This is a genomic window from Thermomicrobium sp. 4228-Ro (genome assembly GCF_026241205.1).
GTDB lineage: Bacteria > Chloroflexota > Chloroflexia > Thermomicrobiales > Thermomicrobiaceae > Thermomicrobium.
On sequence record NZ_JAPFQM010000001.1, the window covers coordinates 926978 to 944004 of the forward strand.

The 17027-nt window shown below is 65.3% G+C and carries 11 protein-coding genes; 8 read left to right on the forward strand and 3 right to left on the reverse strand.

What is annotated here, in order from left to right; translation table 11 throughout:
* The first annotated feature begins 6 nt into the window (after nt 1-6).
* The 8 genes from gcvH (at nt 7) to OO015_RS04685 (ending at nt 9308) form a co-directional block, all read left to right on the forward strand.
* On the forward strand, nt 7-444 hold the full coding sequence (gcvH, locus tag OO015_RS04650) for a glycine cleavage system protein GcvH (RefSeq protein WP_265940066.1): 438 nt from the start codon (nt 7-9) through the stop codon (nt 442-444).
* Nucleotides 435-905 (forward strand): glycine cleavage system protein H, encoded by a 471-nt coding sequence (locus OO015_RS04655; RefSeq protein ID WP_265940067.1) that lies wholly within the window; start codon nt 435-437, stop codon nt 903-905. The genes gcvH and OO015_RS04655 overlap by 10 nt, the downstream gene beginning before the upstream one ends.
* Nucleotides 906-918: 13 nt before the next feature.
* Entirely contained in the window at nt 919-1992 is a 1074-nt protein-coding gene (locus OO015_RS04660) for a lipoate--protein ligase (protein WP_265940068.1), read from the forward strand.
* 314 nt (nt 1993-2306) lie between these two features.
* Complete coding sequence (locus tag OO015_RS04665; protein ID WP_265940069.1) at nt 2307-7088, forward strand: fibronectin type III domain-containing protein; 4782 nt, start codon at nt 2307-2309, stop codon at nt 7086-7088.
* 20 nt (nt 7089-7108) lie between these two features.
* Complete coding sequence (locus tag OO015_RS04670) at nt 7109-8038, forward strand: metallophosphoesterase family protein (RefSeq protein WP_265940070.1); 930 nt, start codon at nt 7109-7111, stop codon at nt 8036-8038.
* Nucleotides 8039-8158: 120 nt separating this feature from the next.
* Complete coding sequence (locus OO015_RS04675) at nt 8159-8410, forward strand: hypothetical protein (RefSeq protein ID WP_265940071.1); 252 nt, start codon at nt 8159-8161, stop codon at nt 8408-8410.
* Nucleotides 8411-8743: 333 nt separating this feature from the next.
* Nucleotides 8744-8893 carry a hypothetical protein gene (locus tag OO015_RS04680; protein WP_265940072.1) on the forward strand — a complete coding sequence of 50 codons (150 nt, stop codon included), beginning with the start codon at nt 8744-8746 and terminating at the stop codon, nt 8891-8893.
* A gap of 244 nt (nt 8894-9137) precedes the next feature.
* Nucleotides 9138-9308 carry a hypothetical protein gene (locus OO015_RS04685; RefSeq protein ID WP_265940073.1) on the forward strand — a complete coding sequence of 57 codons (171 nt, stop codon included), beginning with the start codon at nt 9138-9140 and terminating at the stop codon, nt 9306-9308.
* 6 nt (nt 9309-9314) lie between these two features.
* Here OO015_RS04685 and OO015_RS04690 read toward each other — a convergent pair whose 3' ends face one another.
* The 3 genes from OO015_RS04690 to OO015_RS04700 are packed head-to-tail and all read right to left on the reverse strand — an operon-like array spanning nt 9315 to nt 16808.
* Nucleotides 9315-9821 (reverse strand): GNAT family N-acetyltransferase, encoded by a 507-nt coding sequence (locus OO015_RS04690; protein WP_265940074.1) that lies wholly within the window; start codon nt 9819-9821, stop codon nt 9315-9317.
* Nucleotides 9822-9866: 45 nt separating this feature from the next.
* A complete protein-coding gene (locus tag OO015_RS04695; protein WP_265940075.1) occupies nt 9867-11387 on the reverse strand; it encodes an HD-GYP domain-containing protein in 1521 nt (506 codons plus the stop codon).
* Nucleotides 11388-11402: 15 nt separating this feature from the next.
* On the reverse strand, nt 11403-16808 hold the full coding sequence (locus OO015_RS04700) for a PAS domain-containing protein (protein ID WP_265940076.1): 5406 nt from the start codon (nt 16806-16808) through the stop codon (nt 11403-11405).
* Between the last annotated feature and the right edge of the window lie 219 nt (nt 16809-17027).

Here is a 17027-nt window from a genome sequence, read left to right on the forward strand (position 1 = left end):
CGGAGGATGACGGAGATCCGTGGCTGCTCGATTCCCGAGGATCGCTATTACTGGCCCGAGAAACACGTCTGGGCTCGCCCAGAGCCCGACGGGACAGTGACGATCGGCATCACCGATGTCGCGCAGCACCTGGCGAAGACGATCATCAGTGTGACACCGCGCGGGGTTGGACGCAAGGTGCAGCGCGGCAAGAGTGCCGGGACGCTCGAGAGTGGTAAATGGGTGGGGCCAGTCACCTCGCCCATTTCTGGGGAGATCGTCGCCGTCAATGAGGCAGCGATCGCCGATCCGAAACTCCTGAACGAAGACCCGTACGGGGCAGGCTGGTTCGCGCGCCTGCGCCCGGACGATTGGGAAAACGAGTCGAAGCTACTCCTGACCGGCCAAGAGGCCGTCGAAGCCTATCGTCAGGTGCTCGAGCAAGAGGGGATCTCGTGCACGTGAGCCTCATCGAGTCGACCCGTGTCTACCGCGGCTGTGTCATTCCACTCGACCTCCTCTACGATGTCGACCGCGACGTTTGGGTCCGTCTCGAGGGCGAGGTAGCGACGCTCGGCATGACCGACCCGGCCCAAACGAGAGCCGGCAAGCTGGTCGCGATTCGTTTCCGGCGCCCTGGTACCGTCGTCGAGCAGGGACGCGCGCTGGCGACGATCGAAAGCGGCAAATGGGTTGGCCCGTTCCCCGCACCGTTTCGTTGCGAAATCGTCGAGACCAACCAGGCTGCATTCGAGCGCGATATGCTCATCGCCAATCGCGATCCGTATGGCGATGGATGGTTAGTACGGGTACGCCCGCTCGCTCCCGAACAGCTCCAAGAGCTCGTCACCGGGGAGGAAGCGTTCGCGCGCTATCAGAAGCGGATCGATCAGCTCGACCTCCATTGCTTCCGGTGCGCAGAGTGAGAAGGAGCGTCGCATGCGTCTCCGTGTGGTCGATCTCGGCCTGGTCAGTCCTGTCCGCTCGCAGAGCGTGTACCATGCGGTCGGGTACGCCTTCCACCGGGAGACCCCTCCGACGATCCTGCTCGTTTCGACGACGTCACCGTACGTCTCGATCGGGTTCCATCAGGATGCCGAGCGGGAAGTCGATCTCACCTACTGTCAGCGCGAGGGACTGCCGGTGATCCGACGTGAGGTCGGCGGGGGTGCCGTGTATCTCGACCACAATCAAGTCTTCACCCAATGGATCTTTCCCCGTGACCTCGTACCACTGCGGCTGGAAGAGCGTTTCGCCTGGTACGTGCGTCCACTGATCGAGACCTACCGGCAGTGGGGCATCGACGCCACCTGGCGACCGATCAACGACATCCACGTGCGCGGGCGCAAGATCGGTGGAACGGGAGCAGCCAGCATCGGTGAGGCAGAAATCCTCGTCGGTAGTTTGATGCTCGACTTCGATACGCAGCGCATGTCGCGTGTCCTCAAGGTCGCGTCCGAGAAGATGCGCGACAAGCTGTTCGAAAGTCTCGAGGAATACATGACGACCATGCGTCGGGAACTCGGCACGCTCCCGGATCGCGATGCGGTCGTGCACACCTATCTGGAGTGCTGCGCGGCCTGGCTCGGAGCTGAACTCGAGGTCGGATCGCTGACGCCGGACGAAGAAGCGATAGCAGCGGAACTCGATGAGCGTTTCGCCTCCGAGGAATGGCTGTATCAGAAGGGTGGACTCCGTCAGCCAGGAATCACGATCCAGGCTGACGTCCGCCTGCACGAAGCAGCCCTCAAGGTGCCAGGCGGTCTCATTCGCGTCATCGTGCGCACGCACCGCGGTCGCATCGACGACGTCAGCATCAGCGGCGACTTCACGCTGCTTCCCGCGCTCGGGCTGGCCGCGATCGAACAGGCACTCCGTGGTTTGCGTGCGCGGCGCGAGGAGCTGGCCGCTCGGGTCCGCGAAGTCTATCGCGCGCTCGGTCTCCAGTCCCCCGGTGTGAGTGCGGACGATTTCGCAGCTGCCGTCATGCTCGCGCTGGAGAGCAGGAGCTGAACAACCGGCCGTGACACGGCAGGTGGAATCGGCCGGCCACTCCGGTCGTGCACGACCACGGCCATTCGGTTCTCCCCTTTCCGGCAGCCCCATGCACCAGTGAGCAAGCGCTGACGAAAGACTGATCATGTACTGGGAGCGCTTCCTCGACATACTCGAGGAAGAGGCTCCATGCGGCAGGTGCACAGTGTCGTTCTCTCCGCAGCGCACCGTCCCATCGAGCTGATACCCGATAGGGTTTCTGGAAGGAAAGCCTCATGACGGATGCGCGCGAACCTCGATCGCCCCGCCCTGTGCACCGGTTCAGACGGAACGTGATAGCGAGCCTGCTCACCGTCACCCTGCTCGTCGTCATGCTCGGCATCTCGCCTGTGCCAGTGGCTGCGGCAAGCTGTGCGACCAGTGGTCCGGCGAGCGGCACCTACATCGTCACCGTTTGCTTGACGCAACCGGTGAGCGGTGCGCTCGTGTCCGGCGACGTGACGGTGACAGCCAGTGTCACGACGAGCGGTGCCGCGCCCCTCGTCCAGCGGATGATCTACACCCTGGACGGGCAGTACCTCCTCACGGAGTTCTCCGCACCCTACCGCTTCACGTTGCCGACCGCGCAGTTCGTCGACGGACAGCATACCCTCTCCGTCGCTGCGCTGATGAGCGACGGTTTCACGACCGGCTCGACCAGTAGCACGCTCTTCTTCCAAAACGGCATCACGGCACCACCACCCATTCCGAGCGGCTTCCAACCTACGAGCGGATCGGCACCGCCGAGTGGGCAACCGTTCCGTGTCGTCGCGGTCGGTGACGGCGGTGACGATGGCACGTACTCGGCACAAGTCGCCCAACTGATCGGTTCGCAGGCACCGAACCTGGTCCTCTATCTCGGTGATCTCTATGAAGAGGGGAGTTACACCGAGTTTCTGAACTACTACGGTAGTGCTGGCCAGCTCTTCGCTGCCTACCGCTCGATCACCAATCCAGTCGTCGGGAATCACGAGTACGAAGGCGGGATCGCCGCAGGCTACCTCCGCTACTGGCAGTCACCGCCTGACTACTATAGCGTCGATGCCGGCGGCTGGCACGTCATCGTGCTCAATTCCAACAGCCGGTTCGGACAATACGGACCGGGCTCACCACAATACGAGTGGCTCCTGCGTGACCTCCAGACGCACCGAGATGCTTGCACGATCGTCGCTTTCCATCACCCACGCTTCAGCATCGGCCCGCAAGGGGACACGCCAGCGCTCCAAGCGATGTGGGAACTCTTGTACCAGTTCGGCGTGGAACTCGTCGTCGTCGGGCATGACCACAACTACCAGCGCTGGGTTCCGCTCGACCGCAACGGGCAGCCGGACCCGAACGGCATCGTCCAGATCGTTTCCGGTACGGGCGGACACGGCATCCGTGCCTTCGTACGGAGCGACGCACGGGTCGCTGCGGGGTACGACCAGCCACCCGATGGGTTCGGAGTCCTTGTCGCGTCCCTCGCTACCGGCCGAGCTGACCTCTCTTTCGTCGACCTGAGCGGCCGCGTCCGCGACACGACCAGTCTTACCTGCCACGGCCCAAACGATACGACTCCGCCGACTGCGCCGACCGGCGTGACCGCGAGCCTGATCTCGAGCCAGGAAGTGGCAGTGTTTTGGGCACCAGGAACCGACGATTACGCAGTCACCGCGTACGAAGTCCTGCGTGACGGGTCCACCGTGGCCACGGTCTCGGGTACCCAGCGTACGTTCGTAGACCGGAGCCTACAGCCTGCCCGCACCTATACCTACCAAGTGGTCGCACTCGATGCGGTCGGCAACCGCTCGGCAGCGAGTGCGCCCGTGACGATCTCGACGGACACCACCGTCTTCCTCGACGATTTCGAGAGCGGGTCACTCGGACGCTGGAGTACCGTGAACGGCCTCACCGTGACGAACCTCCAACCCCGAAGTGGACAATACGCCGCGCAGGCACAATCGACGCAACGGACGGCCGCTTATGGAGTGGCACACTGGCCCTCGGCACTGACTGACGGCACGGTGGAGAGCTGGGTGTTCATCGCCGCGCGCGGCAACCATCAGCTGACTCTCCTCCGCATGCGTGCGCCCGATGGGACAGGACTCGGTAGCGTCCAAATCAACACGAACGGGCTCCTCGCGTTTCGCAACGAAGTGGCGGGCACAACGACGACGACATCCGTATCGGTGGCCATGAATTCGTGGCATCGGATCGTGCTCCATCTCAGCACTGGCACGAACGGTCGCGTCGACCTCTGGTACGACGGAACACAGCTCATCGGTCGGGCGCAGAGCTTCGGGTCCTCCGCGATCGGCCAGCTCCAGATCGGGGACCACGTGACCGGTCGAACGTTCGACGTCCGCTTCGACGACGTGCGTGTCACCGCGGGAGCTACCTCTCCACCGGACACCTCGCCTCCTGAGACGACCCTCACCAGCACACCACCGGCTTCGACGGACCAGACGTCCGCGACCTTCGCCTTCACGGCGAGCGAGCCCGCGACCTTCCGCTGCAGTCTCGACGGGGCACCAGGGCAGCCGTGCACGAGTCCGGTCAACTTTAGCGGGCTGGCAATCGGGACACACACGTTCAGCGTGGTAGCAGTCGACGCCGCAGGGAATGTCGACCCCACGCCCGCCTCGTACGCGTGGGACGTCATCGCACCTGCGACACCCGAAACGACCCTGCTCTCGACTCCGCCGGCACTCACGAACCTCGCCAGTGCGACCTTTACATTCAGCTCGAGTGATGCAGCGGCAACCTTCGAATGCCAGCTCGACAGCACGTCGAGTGTCGTCTGCTCGACTCCCTGGACCGTCAACGGCCTCGCTGAGGGGACACATACCTTCACCGTCCGGGCGATCGACGGTGAGGGCAATCCGGATCCGACACCAGCGAGCTGGTCGTGGACGGTCGACCTCACCCCTCCGACGCCGCCTCCGAGCCTCACTGCCACGCCATTGAACGGCACGCAAGTGAGTCTCTCCTGGTCCAGCGTCAGCGATGCGAACGGTATCGCCGGGTACGACGTCCTCCGTGATGGCAACCTGCTCTTCCGCCTTGGGCCCGTCACGAGCGCCACCGACGCGACCGTCCAACCGGCGTCGACGTACCGGTACACGGTCCGTGCCCGCGACAACGCTGGGAACCTTTCGGGCGAGTCACCCGTCGCGACCGTGACCACTCCGAGTCTCCGCTTGTTCGAGGACGACTTCGAGAGCGGCACGCTCGTCCGCTGGTCGAGCGTCAATGGGCTCACCGTGACGACCGAAGCGCCGTTCTCTGGCAATTACGCGGCCCGTGCGTTCTCGACAGCCGGAACTGCCTCCTACGCGCTCGCGACACTGCCGCGCTCGGTGAGCGACTTCTCCGTTCGTATCCGGTTCCAGGTTGTCAGCCAAGGTGCCAACACGGTGTATCTCGTCAAATGGCGCAGTGGCACCAGTTCGCTCGGTGGCGTCTATCTCACGAGTACCGGACAGCTCGCTGTCCGCAACGATATTGCAGCGCAGGGATCGTCAACGACGACCTCGATCACGTCCGGCACCTGGCATACGCTGGAAGTGCACGTGCGCACAGGAAGCGACGGTTTCGTCGAAATCTGGTACGACGGGACACGCATCCACCAGAGCTTCCAGAATTTCGGCACTAACCAGGTGACGGGGATCCAGCTCGGGGAGAACAGCACTGGCCGGCTCTTCGACGTACGGTTCGACGAGGTCGTCGCCGATACCGGACCGATCGACGCGCCAGCCGATACGACTCCGCCCGAGACGACCCTCACCAGCACCCCTCCAGCTTCGACAGCTGTCTTCGCCTTTTCGGCGAACGAACTCGCGACCTTCCGCTGCAGTCTGGACGGCACAGCAGCCCAACCGTGCACGAGTCCAGTCTCGTATACGGGACTCACGGCGGGCATCCACACGTTCAGCGTTACAGCCGTGGACCTGGCCGGCAACGTCGATCCCACACCCGCAACCTTCAGCTGGGAGATCACGGCGGCACCGGCAGCTCCGGACACGGTACTCACCACGACACCGTCCGCGCTGACCAATAGCAGTACGGCGACGTTCGCGTTCGCCTCGGACGATCCGAACGCCACGTTCCGCTGCCAGTTGGACGGCGCGACGCCGAGCACCTGCACCAGCCCGCTCACACTCGAAAACCTCACCGAAGGCGCGCACACGTTTACCGTCGCAGCGGTGAACTCGGCAGGCGTAGCCGATCCTTCCCCGGCGAGCTGGACTTGGACGATCGACCTGACCCCACCGCCAGCACCGAGTAGTCTGACCGCCGTCGCTGGCAATGGCCGCGTCACGATCACCTGGCAGGCGTCGAGCGACCCCAATGGCATCGCCGGGTACGACGTCTATCGCGACGGCACGCTCCTCGTCTCGCTCGGCGATACGACGAGCTACGTCGACACCACGGTACAACCGAACTCTACGTACTCGTATGCTGTCGCGACACGCGACCAGGCCGGGAATGCATCGCCACCCAGCACACCGGTTACCGTCACGACCACCAGCTTCGCCCTCTTCGCTGACGACTTCGAATCGGGAACGCTCGCCGACTGGTCGACGGTCAGTGGCCTCACGCTGACGAACGAACAGCCGTACAGCGGCCAGTACGCTGCCCGCGCACTCTCGACCAGCGGCACAGCCGCCTCTGCCTCCGCGATTCTCCCCAGCACGACGAGCGACGTTTACGTCCGCGTCCGCTTCTTCGTCTCCTCGCAAGGAGCGAACACCGTCTACCTCCTGAAGTTACGGACTGCGACGGGTGGTTCGCTCGGTGGCATCTTCCTCTCGAGCACGGGTAAGCTCGGTTTCCGGAACGACGTGGCTGGGCAAAGCACGACGACGACAACCGGCGTGACACCCGGTACCTGGCACACGCTCCTGCTCCACGTCGTCGTCGGCACGAACGGAAGCGTGGAGATCTGGTACGACGGAAACCAGATCGCGACGATCAGTGGGAACCTGGGAACTGACCCCGTCGGACGCTTCCAGCTGGGCGAGAACAGTACCGGTCGGACCTTCGATATTCGCTTCGACGAGGTCGTCGTCGATACGCAGCTCATCGCAGGCTGAAGGAAGGCAGCGTCGCTCCGATGCGAGGAACAGGTCGCCTGGGGCTCATGCTTCTCGTGCTCGCGCTCTTCGCTGCGTGCACGGCCAGCCACGCGAACTCGTTGCCCCCGACATCCCCAGTCGAGTCAGCAACTCCCGCACCGACAGTAGACGTGCCAGCGATCCTTTGGGCCGTCGGCGACGCCGCGACGTGCCGGTCGCAGAACGACGATGCAGTCGCCGCTTTCCTCGCGCAACAGCCGGGAACCATCGCCCTGCTCGGTGACGTCGTCTACGAGCGCGGGACGGCCGAGGAGTTCCGGAATTGTTTCGATCCGCTCTTCGGCTCCGTGAAGGAGCGGATCCACCCTGCGATCGGGAACCACGAGTACGGATCGCGCGATGCCAGACCGTACTTCGACTACTTCGGCGCGAGCGCTGGCCTTCCCGGTCAGGGCTGGTACTCCTACGATCTCGGCGCTTGGCACGTCGTCGTCCTGAACTCGAACTGCAAGCCCGCCGGGGGCTGCGACGAGACCTCACCGCAGTATCAGTGGCTCCGTGCCGACCTCGCGGCGCACCCCACCCGGTGCACGCTGGCGTACTGGCACCATCCGCGGTGGAGTTCCGGTGAGCATGGGAACTTCGAGTCCATGCAACCGATCTGGGAACTGCTCAGCCGCACAGGTGTAGACCTCGTTCTCAGTGGGCATGACCACGACTACGAGCGGTTCCAGCCGCTGGATGCCAACGGTCATCCCGATCCGGAGCAGGGCATCGTCCAGTTCGTGGTCGGTACCGGCGGGCGCAGCCTCCGTCCGATCCAACACCGGTTACCGACGAGCGCCACCGCGACGGATCAGGCGTACGGCGTGCTCCGGCTCGAACTGTTCTCCGATCACTACACGTGGCAGTTCGTCACAGTTTCCGGTATCCCCTTCACCGACAGCGGGCGCGCTGCCTGCCACTAACGCCCGAAAGCAGGAAGTCACACTGAACAGAACTTGAACACTCTCTGCTCAAGGTTCAACGTCAGCCGTCCGGTATCGTTACCGGGTCGTGCCGTGAAGAGCGAACGAGGTTCGCGATGTATGCGACGTATGTACTTCGAACGATGGACCCAGCGACTCGTGTCTCGACGCTCGAGCGTGCAGCGGAGGAATTCTGGCCGAAGCTGCAAGAGGCACCAGACTTCCGGCACTTTTTCCTCCGTCCAGCAAGCCGACGACCAGACGCTCGGCATCATTCTGTGGGAAAGCGAAGAGATGGCGCATGCCTTCATGCCGGTACTCGACGACTGGCAGATGACGCTGGACAGTCTCGGCCATCGTCGGATCGCATAGGGTCGTGGTCAGGTGCTCGAGATGTGAGCGGTACCGGAGGGAGGGCGGATGCGTTTTGCTCGACGCTCGTGATCCGTCCATCCGGGGCGCCGGGTACGAGCACACTCGTTTCGTCGAAGACCGCCAGTGTGCGGAGCGAGGTCGGCGAGGCGACCACGCGAAGGGAGCCGGTTCATGGACGGAACGATCGTTCATCTGCAGGCGAAGCCCGGTCGAGAGGCTGCGATCCGCCAGCTGTTCGAACTCTGGAATCGCGAGCGATCGCCCCGGGTACAGGGTTTCCGCGCCAGCTAGCTCTTCAAGCCGGACCGGACGAGCGACGAACTGATCGGCGTGGCGACCTTCGACGATCGGGAGAGCTATCGCCGGAACGCGGACGATCCTGAGCAGGATCGCTGGTACCGTGCACTACGGGCATTGCTCAGCGAGGACCCGTACTGGGAAGATGGCGAGGTCATGCAGGCGATCCTGGCGACGGAGTGACCGTCGTCCGTACCGCACCAGTCGACCTTCGGTGGTTCCACTGGGCCATGAGGGTCGGTTGGTGCGTGCTGCGTTCGGAGTGAACTCCCAAGAGCCCGAGGGTCGGAGCTGGCTGAGCTACTGTGCCTGAGGATCGCCCGTCAGCCCGAGACTGGAGCGGCCTCCTCGGTTCGTCCTCGCGTGCAGGCGCGACACCGTGCGCTCGACGCGCTACAATCCGCTGCGGGAACGGAAGGGGCGGACGATGGGCTTCATTGGGATGCAGCCAGAACCATTGACACCACGTGGCAAGGCGATCGTCCTCACCGCGGTGGTCCTCGCGCTCCTCTTCATCGTCGTCTGGGGTGCCGGGATTGTGCTGATGCTCCACAATCCGGGGCAGGGATCGGTGTGCCTGAGCGGCCGGTGCTGGTAGCTGTGTTCATTCGTGCCAGGATGCACGTTCGCCACGGCGCTTCTGCATGAGGACGCCGTGGCGGTTGCGTCCATAATAGTGCCGGATCTCCGCGACGGGTACGTAGCCGAAGCGACGGTAGAGTGCGAACGCGGGTGCGTTCTTGTCCTCGACCATGAGCGTGTAGAGATCGGCAGCGAGCTCCTGCTCGAGCGCTGCCAACAAGACCGTACCGATGCCTCGCCGCCGCCAGGCCGGACTGACGCAGAGATTCAGCACCCGGGCATGTCGCCCCCGGCGATCCCCGACAATACTCCCGACCAGCTCGTCCCCAACTCGCGCCACGAGCACACGCACGCCGGGCCACAACCACAGGACGAGAAAGGCGAAAAAGCTATAGGCCTGGCGCGGCTCAAAGCACGCGCGCTGCAAGCGAGCGAGCGCCCACAGATCGCGGAACGTCGCCGGGAGAACCCAGAGATCCCGACCGGCGAGACGCTGGATCGCGACGAGACGTACCGTGTGCCCGGCCACTGTCCCTCCTCTGCTGGATGATGATACCGTGCCCAACGGGCACGATCACCGGTGCTCCAACGACGGCTCCACGGGCGATCGCGCTCTCTGCATGGTTTCCCGTTCGTTCCCGACGAGCGAGACGCCGTACTGCTCGACCAGCCGTTCCAGTGCCGCCACGCACTCGACATCCAATCGGGTGCCAGCCTCTTGGCGCAGGAGCGCGAGCGCTTCTTCGACGCTCAACGCCGCACGATACGGCCGCACCGAAGTGAGCGCATCGAACACATCAGCGACAGCCAAAATGCGCGCATCGAGCGGGATCTCTTCCCCGCGGAGACCGTCCGGATGGCCGCTGCCATCGAGCCGCTCGTGATGCCAGCGGATGGCGGGGAGCATCGGCGCGAAGGAGCGGATCTGGCGAGCGATCTCCCAGCTCCGCACCGGGTGCTCGCGCACCAGTGCGAACTCCTCGGCAGTGAGCCGGCCCGGCTTCTGGAGGATCGCATCGGGAATACCGATCTTCCCGATATCGTGGAGGATCCCCGCCTGGTACAGGATACGCTCGCGCTCGGGTGGCAGCCCGAGTTCCTGCGCGATCGAGGCGGCGAGCCGCGCGACGCGCACGCTGTGCTCCTTGGTGTAGCTATCCTCGGCTTCGACCGCTGCCGCCAGGGCCGCGACGACCTCGGTGGAGCCACGTTCGAGGTGCTCGAGCGCATCGCGCAGGAGTAACCCTTCCAGTACGCCGCGCCAGGAGCCTGACCGCGCGTACTCGCGGACGAGCCCGCTGAGTGCGGCCAGGGAGCCAGCGAGCAACAGAACGTGATACTCCCACCAGCTCAGGTGCCACACCGGCGCGAGCAGCAGCGCGATCCCCGCCTGCACGAGAAACGGGCAGGCTCCCAGGAGTCCCCAGACGAGCGGAGTCGCCCAGCGTCGCGCCACACGCCAGTAGTGGGCGAAGGCGAGCAGCGAAAGGGCGAGACTCGCCAGGCCGAGCACCAGTGCGGTGCGTCCACCGCCGATCGTGGTGGCGAGCTGCTCGAGCGTCCGCAGCCCGCTGAGCCGCGCACCGGCTTCAGTTGCGGCTGCACGCTGGAGAACGAGATCGCTCACCGCCACGCTTCCGTAGGCGACGAGCAGGAGCGCCGTCCCCAACGCGATCCACCCGCGATAGCGCAGGAGCGTCCGGTGTACTGCGATAGGCGACTCGAGCGCGCTGGCGGCCAGGAACCAGGAGCCCCCGAACAGGGCGAGACGAGCCGAAGCACCGACCCACCCATTCACCCCCGGCGCGATGACGCCCGGGGTCGCCAGGCCGTGGATCGCGAAAAGCCCGCTCAGTGACACGATCGCGAGCGCCAGCGCGAGGACACGCACATCGGCGATCTGGACCGCTGCCGCGAGTACCAGCGCAGCGATCACAAACGACAGGACAGAGATGAGGGTGACGACGATGAAATGCCCGCGCGGCACGACCAGTGCATGATCAGGAAGGATGTCCAGAAGGAAAGCGAAGAGGACGAACAGCGGAACGGCCGCACCGAGGAACCACCACCCCTGTCGCTGTCGTCGCTCGTCCATCGCCGACCGCTTCGCTCATCCGCTGGTCGCGTCCCCCTGGGCACTGAGCACGACGAGTTCGGCGCAACACTTGCCGCACCGCTTCGCCCGATAGAGCGCTTGGTCGGCAGCGAGGAGCAGCGTGCCGCTGTCCGGTAACGGCGAGCCAACCCCGAGCGCTGCACCGACCGAGACGCTGACCCGTGCAGCTGCGACCTCGAAAGCGATCGGTTCGGCCAGCGTCGCGATCAACCGCTCAGCCACACCGCGCACCTCGTCAGGATCGGAAACACCTTCGAGCAGCACGGTGAACTCATCGCCAGCGAACCGGGCTACCGTGTCACCGGCCCGCACACTCCGGGCCAACCGGTGAGCCACCTCCTGCAGCACGAGGTCACCGGCTCCATGTCCCCACGTGTCGTTGATCCGCTTGAAGTCGTCCAGGTCGACGAACAGGACAGCGATGCCTCCGTCCCGCTCGGCCCGCGCCAGCGCGTGTTCGAGCCGGTCGAGAAAGAGCAACCGGTTCGGCAGACCGGTCAGCGGGTCGTGGAACGCACGGTGACGGAGCTCTTCCGTTTCGCGCCAATGCTCGAGCGCCAGCGCAGCGATCTGCGTGGCCAGCTCGAGCAGCCGCTCCTCCTCCGGCCGCGGCGCGCGTGCCTCGCTCGCATAGAGCGCCACCGTACCGAGGACGTTGCCGTGTGCATCACGGATCGGCGTCGACCAGCAGGCACCGAGATCGAACCGCTCGGCGAGGTGGCGCCAGTCCGCCCAGCGGGGGTCCGTGCGCGTATCGCTCACGTAGACCGGCTGGTTCAGGTAGGCAGCCGTCCCACAGCTTCCGGCCAGCGGTCCGATCGCGAGACCGTCGATCGACCGGACCGCTTCCGGCGGTAGGCTCGGCGCAGCACCGTGGCGCAACCGGCCGTCCGAACCGAGCAGCAACACGGAACAGCGGAGGCCTGGTGCCTGGTCCTCGACGAGACGGCACAGGAGCTCCAGAACACCGCTCAGCGGTGCTCCCTCGGCGATGAGTCGCAGGAGCGTCGTCTGGGTGACCAAGAGCTGTTCGGCGCGCTTCTGTTCGGTCACGTCGATCAGGAGACCGTGCCAGAAGAGCGGCTGGCCCTGCGCGTCCCGCAACATCACTGCCCGGTTCTCGAGCCAGACCCAGCGACCGTCCTTGCGCTGCCAGCGGAAGGTCACCTGGAACGGCTCACCCGTCTCGTCGGTCTGCTGCGCTTCCACGAAGACACGCGGCTGGTCCTCGGGATGCATGCGACTGAACCAGAGACCGGGCACCGTTTCGAACTCCTCCGGTGTGAAGCCGGTCACCTCTTCGATCCGTGGGCTCACATAGGTAATGGGATAGTGGAGGGTCCCGTCCGGGAGCAAGACTGGCTGCGCCGCCGTCACGATCACCGCGGCCGGAATCTGCTCGACCAGCGAACGGTAGCGTTCCTCGGCGACCCGCAGTTCGTTCTCGATGCGCTTGCGCTCGGTGACGTCGAGCATCACCCCTTGCCAGGCGACCGGCTTCCCGTCCGCGTCGCGGATCAGGCGCGCGGTGCTTTCCAGCCAGCGGACGCTCCCGTCGCGGTGCGCGATCCGGAACTCGCTGTGGAAACGGCCGGTCGCCCAAGCCTCCCGCGTCTCCTGCCGCACCCGCTGGTAGTCATCCGGATGGATCGCCCGCTTCCAGAGCGAGCGGTCACGCTGGTGCGCCTCAGCCGAGTGACCCGTGAGTTCCTCGATCCGCGGGCTCACGTAGAGGAGCGGCCGATCGAGCCGGCCGTTCGGATGGCGGACCGGTGTGACCCCCTCGACGTAGACGACGGCTGGCAACTGCTCGACGAGGTTCCGGTAGCGTTCCTCCGCCTCGCGCAGCGCTCGCTCGGCTTCCTTTTGACGCGTGATATCGAGCATGAGGAGGTGCCACTGCAGCACCGATCCGTCGGCCCCGCGGATCGGCCAGATGTCGAGCCGATGCCAGACGACCCGCCCGTCTTTGCAGACGAACCGGTACTCGAGACTCGCCGGCTCGCCGGTCGCCTCGACCCGTTGCATGAACTCCAGCAGCGCTGGCCGGTCGTCCGGATGAGTCGATCGGGCAAGGATGCCGAGTTGCGCCCACTCCTCCGGCGTATAGCCGGTGAGGTCGAAGATGCGCGGGCTGGCATAGAGTGTCCGATACCCGGGTAGTCCGTCCGGGAGCCAGTGTGGATGCGGATCCAGAATAACCAATGCAGCAGGGATCTGTTCGACGAGCATGCGGAACCGCTCTTCGGCCGCCCGCAACGCTTCTTCTATCCGCTTCCGTTCGGTCACGTCCAAGAGAACGGCCTGCCGGGCTTCGATCGCCCCATCCGGGCCGCGGATCGCACGTACCTCGTGCCAGAGCCAGACCGTCTCACCGTCCTTGCGCAGGAAGCGGTACTCGAGACGCAGTGGTTCACCGGTCTCCTCGTGCTGCCAGAACTGCTCCAGCACCCAGTCGCGATCCTCCGGATGGAGCTGACGCGCCCAGATACCTGGTTGCTTCCATTCTTCTGGGCTGAAGCCCGTGACCGCCTCGATCTGTGGACTGACGTAGCTCGTCTCGTAGCCCGGTAGACCGTCCGGCAGCCGCTGGGCATGCGCTGCGACACGGACGACTGCTGCTGGCAGCTGCTCGACGAGCGTGCGGTAGTGCGCCTCGGCAGCCCGCAGGGCTTCCTCGGCTCGCTTTCGCTCCGTGACGTCGGTGAGCAGGACTTGCCGGTAGAGTGGCGTCCCGTCAGCCGCCCGGATGACATGCGAGATGCTCCAGACCCAGACGACCAAGCCGTCCTTCCGGAACAGCCGGTACTCGATCGAAATCGGTGCGAGTTGCCGATCCGCATCCAGGATGCTGGTGAGGACGCGCTCCCGATCCTCGGGATGGAGTTGCTGCACGAACCGTTCCGGTGTCCATTCCTCGGGCGAGAAGCCGGTCAGGCGTTCGATCGCCGGACTGACATACCAGTTCGACGGCATCTGCTCATGCGTCGCTCGATCCAATGCGAGAGGCCGTATCAGTACGGCACCCGGTAGTTGCTCGACGAGCGTCCGGTAACGCTCCTCAGCCAGGCGGAGCTGCTCGAGGAGCTCGCGCTGCTCGGTGATATCGAGCGTGATGAGGTAGAGATAACGCGGCTTCCCGTTCGCATCGCGGACGAGTGCGCCGTCCTGCCGGAACCAGACGAGCCGCCCGTCTTTCCGACGGAAACGGTATTCGAGCGGCTCGGACGGCCCGACTGTGTACCAGCGACGGGCTTCGGCCAGGACACGCTCTCGGTCCTCCGGATGGATATTGCGCATCCAGACACCGAGCTCGCTCCACTCCTCGGCGGTATACCCGGTGAAATCGACGATGCGCGGGCTCGCATACTGAGTCCGCCAGCCGAGCGTCCCGTCCGGTAGCGGCACGGGCTCCGGTTCGACGATCGTGACAGCAGCGGGATGGTGCTCGGCGAGCAAGCGAAACCGCTCCTCCGCCTCCCGGAGCGCCTCTTCGGCCTGCTTCTCGGCCGTTCGATCGAGGAGCAGCGACTGCCAGTAGAGCGGTTCGCCCGCCTCGTCCATGATCAGGGTCGCCTCGTGGCGAATCCAGATCGTCTGTCCATCGGCACGGATCAATCGGTACTCGACGCCGTGGCTCTGCCGGCTTTCGAGACAGCGTTCCAGACAGCGCAGGACGTGCTGCCGGTCGTCCGGGTGCACGACGCGGAGCCAGAGCCCGGGCTCGTACCAGGCAGCGGCGGGATAACCGGTCAGTCGCTCGATCTGCGGGCTGGCATAGAGGAACTCGAACGCCGGGGTACCGTCGTCGAGCCACGTCGGCACGGCACGAGCCACCAGCAGGGCCCCCGGTAGTTGCTCGACCAGCCGCCGGTAGCGCTCTTCGGCTTCCCGTAAGGCCTGCTCGGTTTCCTTTTGCTGCGTGACGTCGACGATCAGCCCCTGCCAGACGGCCGGCTTTCCCTGCTCGTCGCGGAGGAGCACGGCGCGCTCGCGCACCCAGATCACCCGGCCGTCGCGCCGGACCAGCCGGTACTCGAGGTCGAACAGTTCGCCCGTCTCGTCGGTACGCAGCGCCTCTTGCGCGTAGCGCGCACGATCCTCGGGGTGAACGAGTTCCGCGTAGAGGCCTGGCTGCTCGTACAGCGCCGACGCTGGATAGCCGGTCAGTGTCTCGAAATACTCGTTGACGTAGCGGACTGAGTAGGTCGGCACACCGTCCTCGCGCACGACCGGCACCGCATCGACGACGAAGACGACCGCCGGCATCGCGGTGACCAGCGCAGCCAATCGCCTCTCGGCCTCGGCGCGGGCCAGCTCGGCCTGCTTGCGCTCGGTGATGTCGAGCATCACCCCGTGGATGAACCGGCCACCGCGATCGTCTCGTTGGACGCGACCCCAGTCCTGTACCCAGACGACCGAGCCGTCGCGCCGCACCATCCGGTATTCGAGCGAGAACTCTCGACCGCCGGCGACCGCCTGCTCGATCGCTGCGACGACCCGATCGCGGTCGTCCGGGTGGAGGTGGCGGTACCACATACCCGACTGGGCAAGCCACTCCTCGACGGTGTAGCCGAGCAGCTGCTCGATCTGCGGGCTCACGTAGCTCGTCTCGGCGATCGCATCGGCCGGCGCACGGTAGACGACGACAGGGAGGAGCTCGACCAGCTCGCGGTAGCGTGCCTCGAAGGTGGCGGCCCGTCGCTCAGCTGCTCGACGCTGGGTGATATCGCGCAGCCGGATCACGTGGGCGACAACTCGCTCTTCTTCGCGCACCGGTACATAGTCGATTTCGACGACAAGGCCGTCGCGACGCTCCAGCTCGAGCTGGCGCACCGGCTGACCATGTTCGATCGTCTCCCGGAGCGCGCTGGCAGCGATCGGGCCCTCGACGAAGGTCGCCGCCATGACCTGCTCGAGGGCCTCGAGCCTACTCCCGACCGGTAGAGCGACGGTGTCTCCGGCCAGCAACCGTAGAGCGACCGTGTTCCGGTACCGGAGGTAGCCTGCACGGTCAAAGATCAGCGACCCGATCTCCACCTGCTCGACGATGAAGGCACCCAGCCAGCGCTCGAGCTCCCGCTCGTCCTCCCAGGGCACCTCGGCCGGCTCTGGGAGTGGATGGAGAAGCCACGCACTGGTTCCGAAATCGCCCGGAACCGCGCCGCACTGGTAGCGACGCGCCCGGCCATCGAGGGCGAGCGTGACCTCGCTCCACACTGGCTGGCCGGCGCGCAGCGTGGCCAGGAGCGCTTCGACGTGCGCTCGCTCGGCCGGTACGACGAGATCGAACACCGTGCGCCCGGCTGGCACAGCACCGTCCGGAGAGACGGCCACGATGCGGCCGAGCCCATCCAGGCGAAGCAGTACCTTCTCGGTAGTGATCGCGAGATTCCTCACGTCGTTGACCCCGTCGTCGTTCGAGAAACCGACCAGCAAGTATACCCGGCCACTGATCCGTCCCTCTGTGAAGTGTCGACGGAATCCTGTGCCAGCCAGGTCACCGATTCGTACCAAATCGACGAGCCACCGAGGGGCCGTATCAGCACAGCTGAGAACGAGGAGGGAAAACAACCGAACGGACCCCCGACACGTCTCTCTCCTACTCCCGAGATGCCC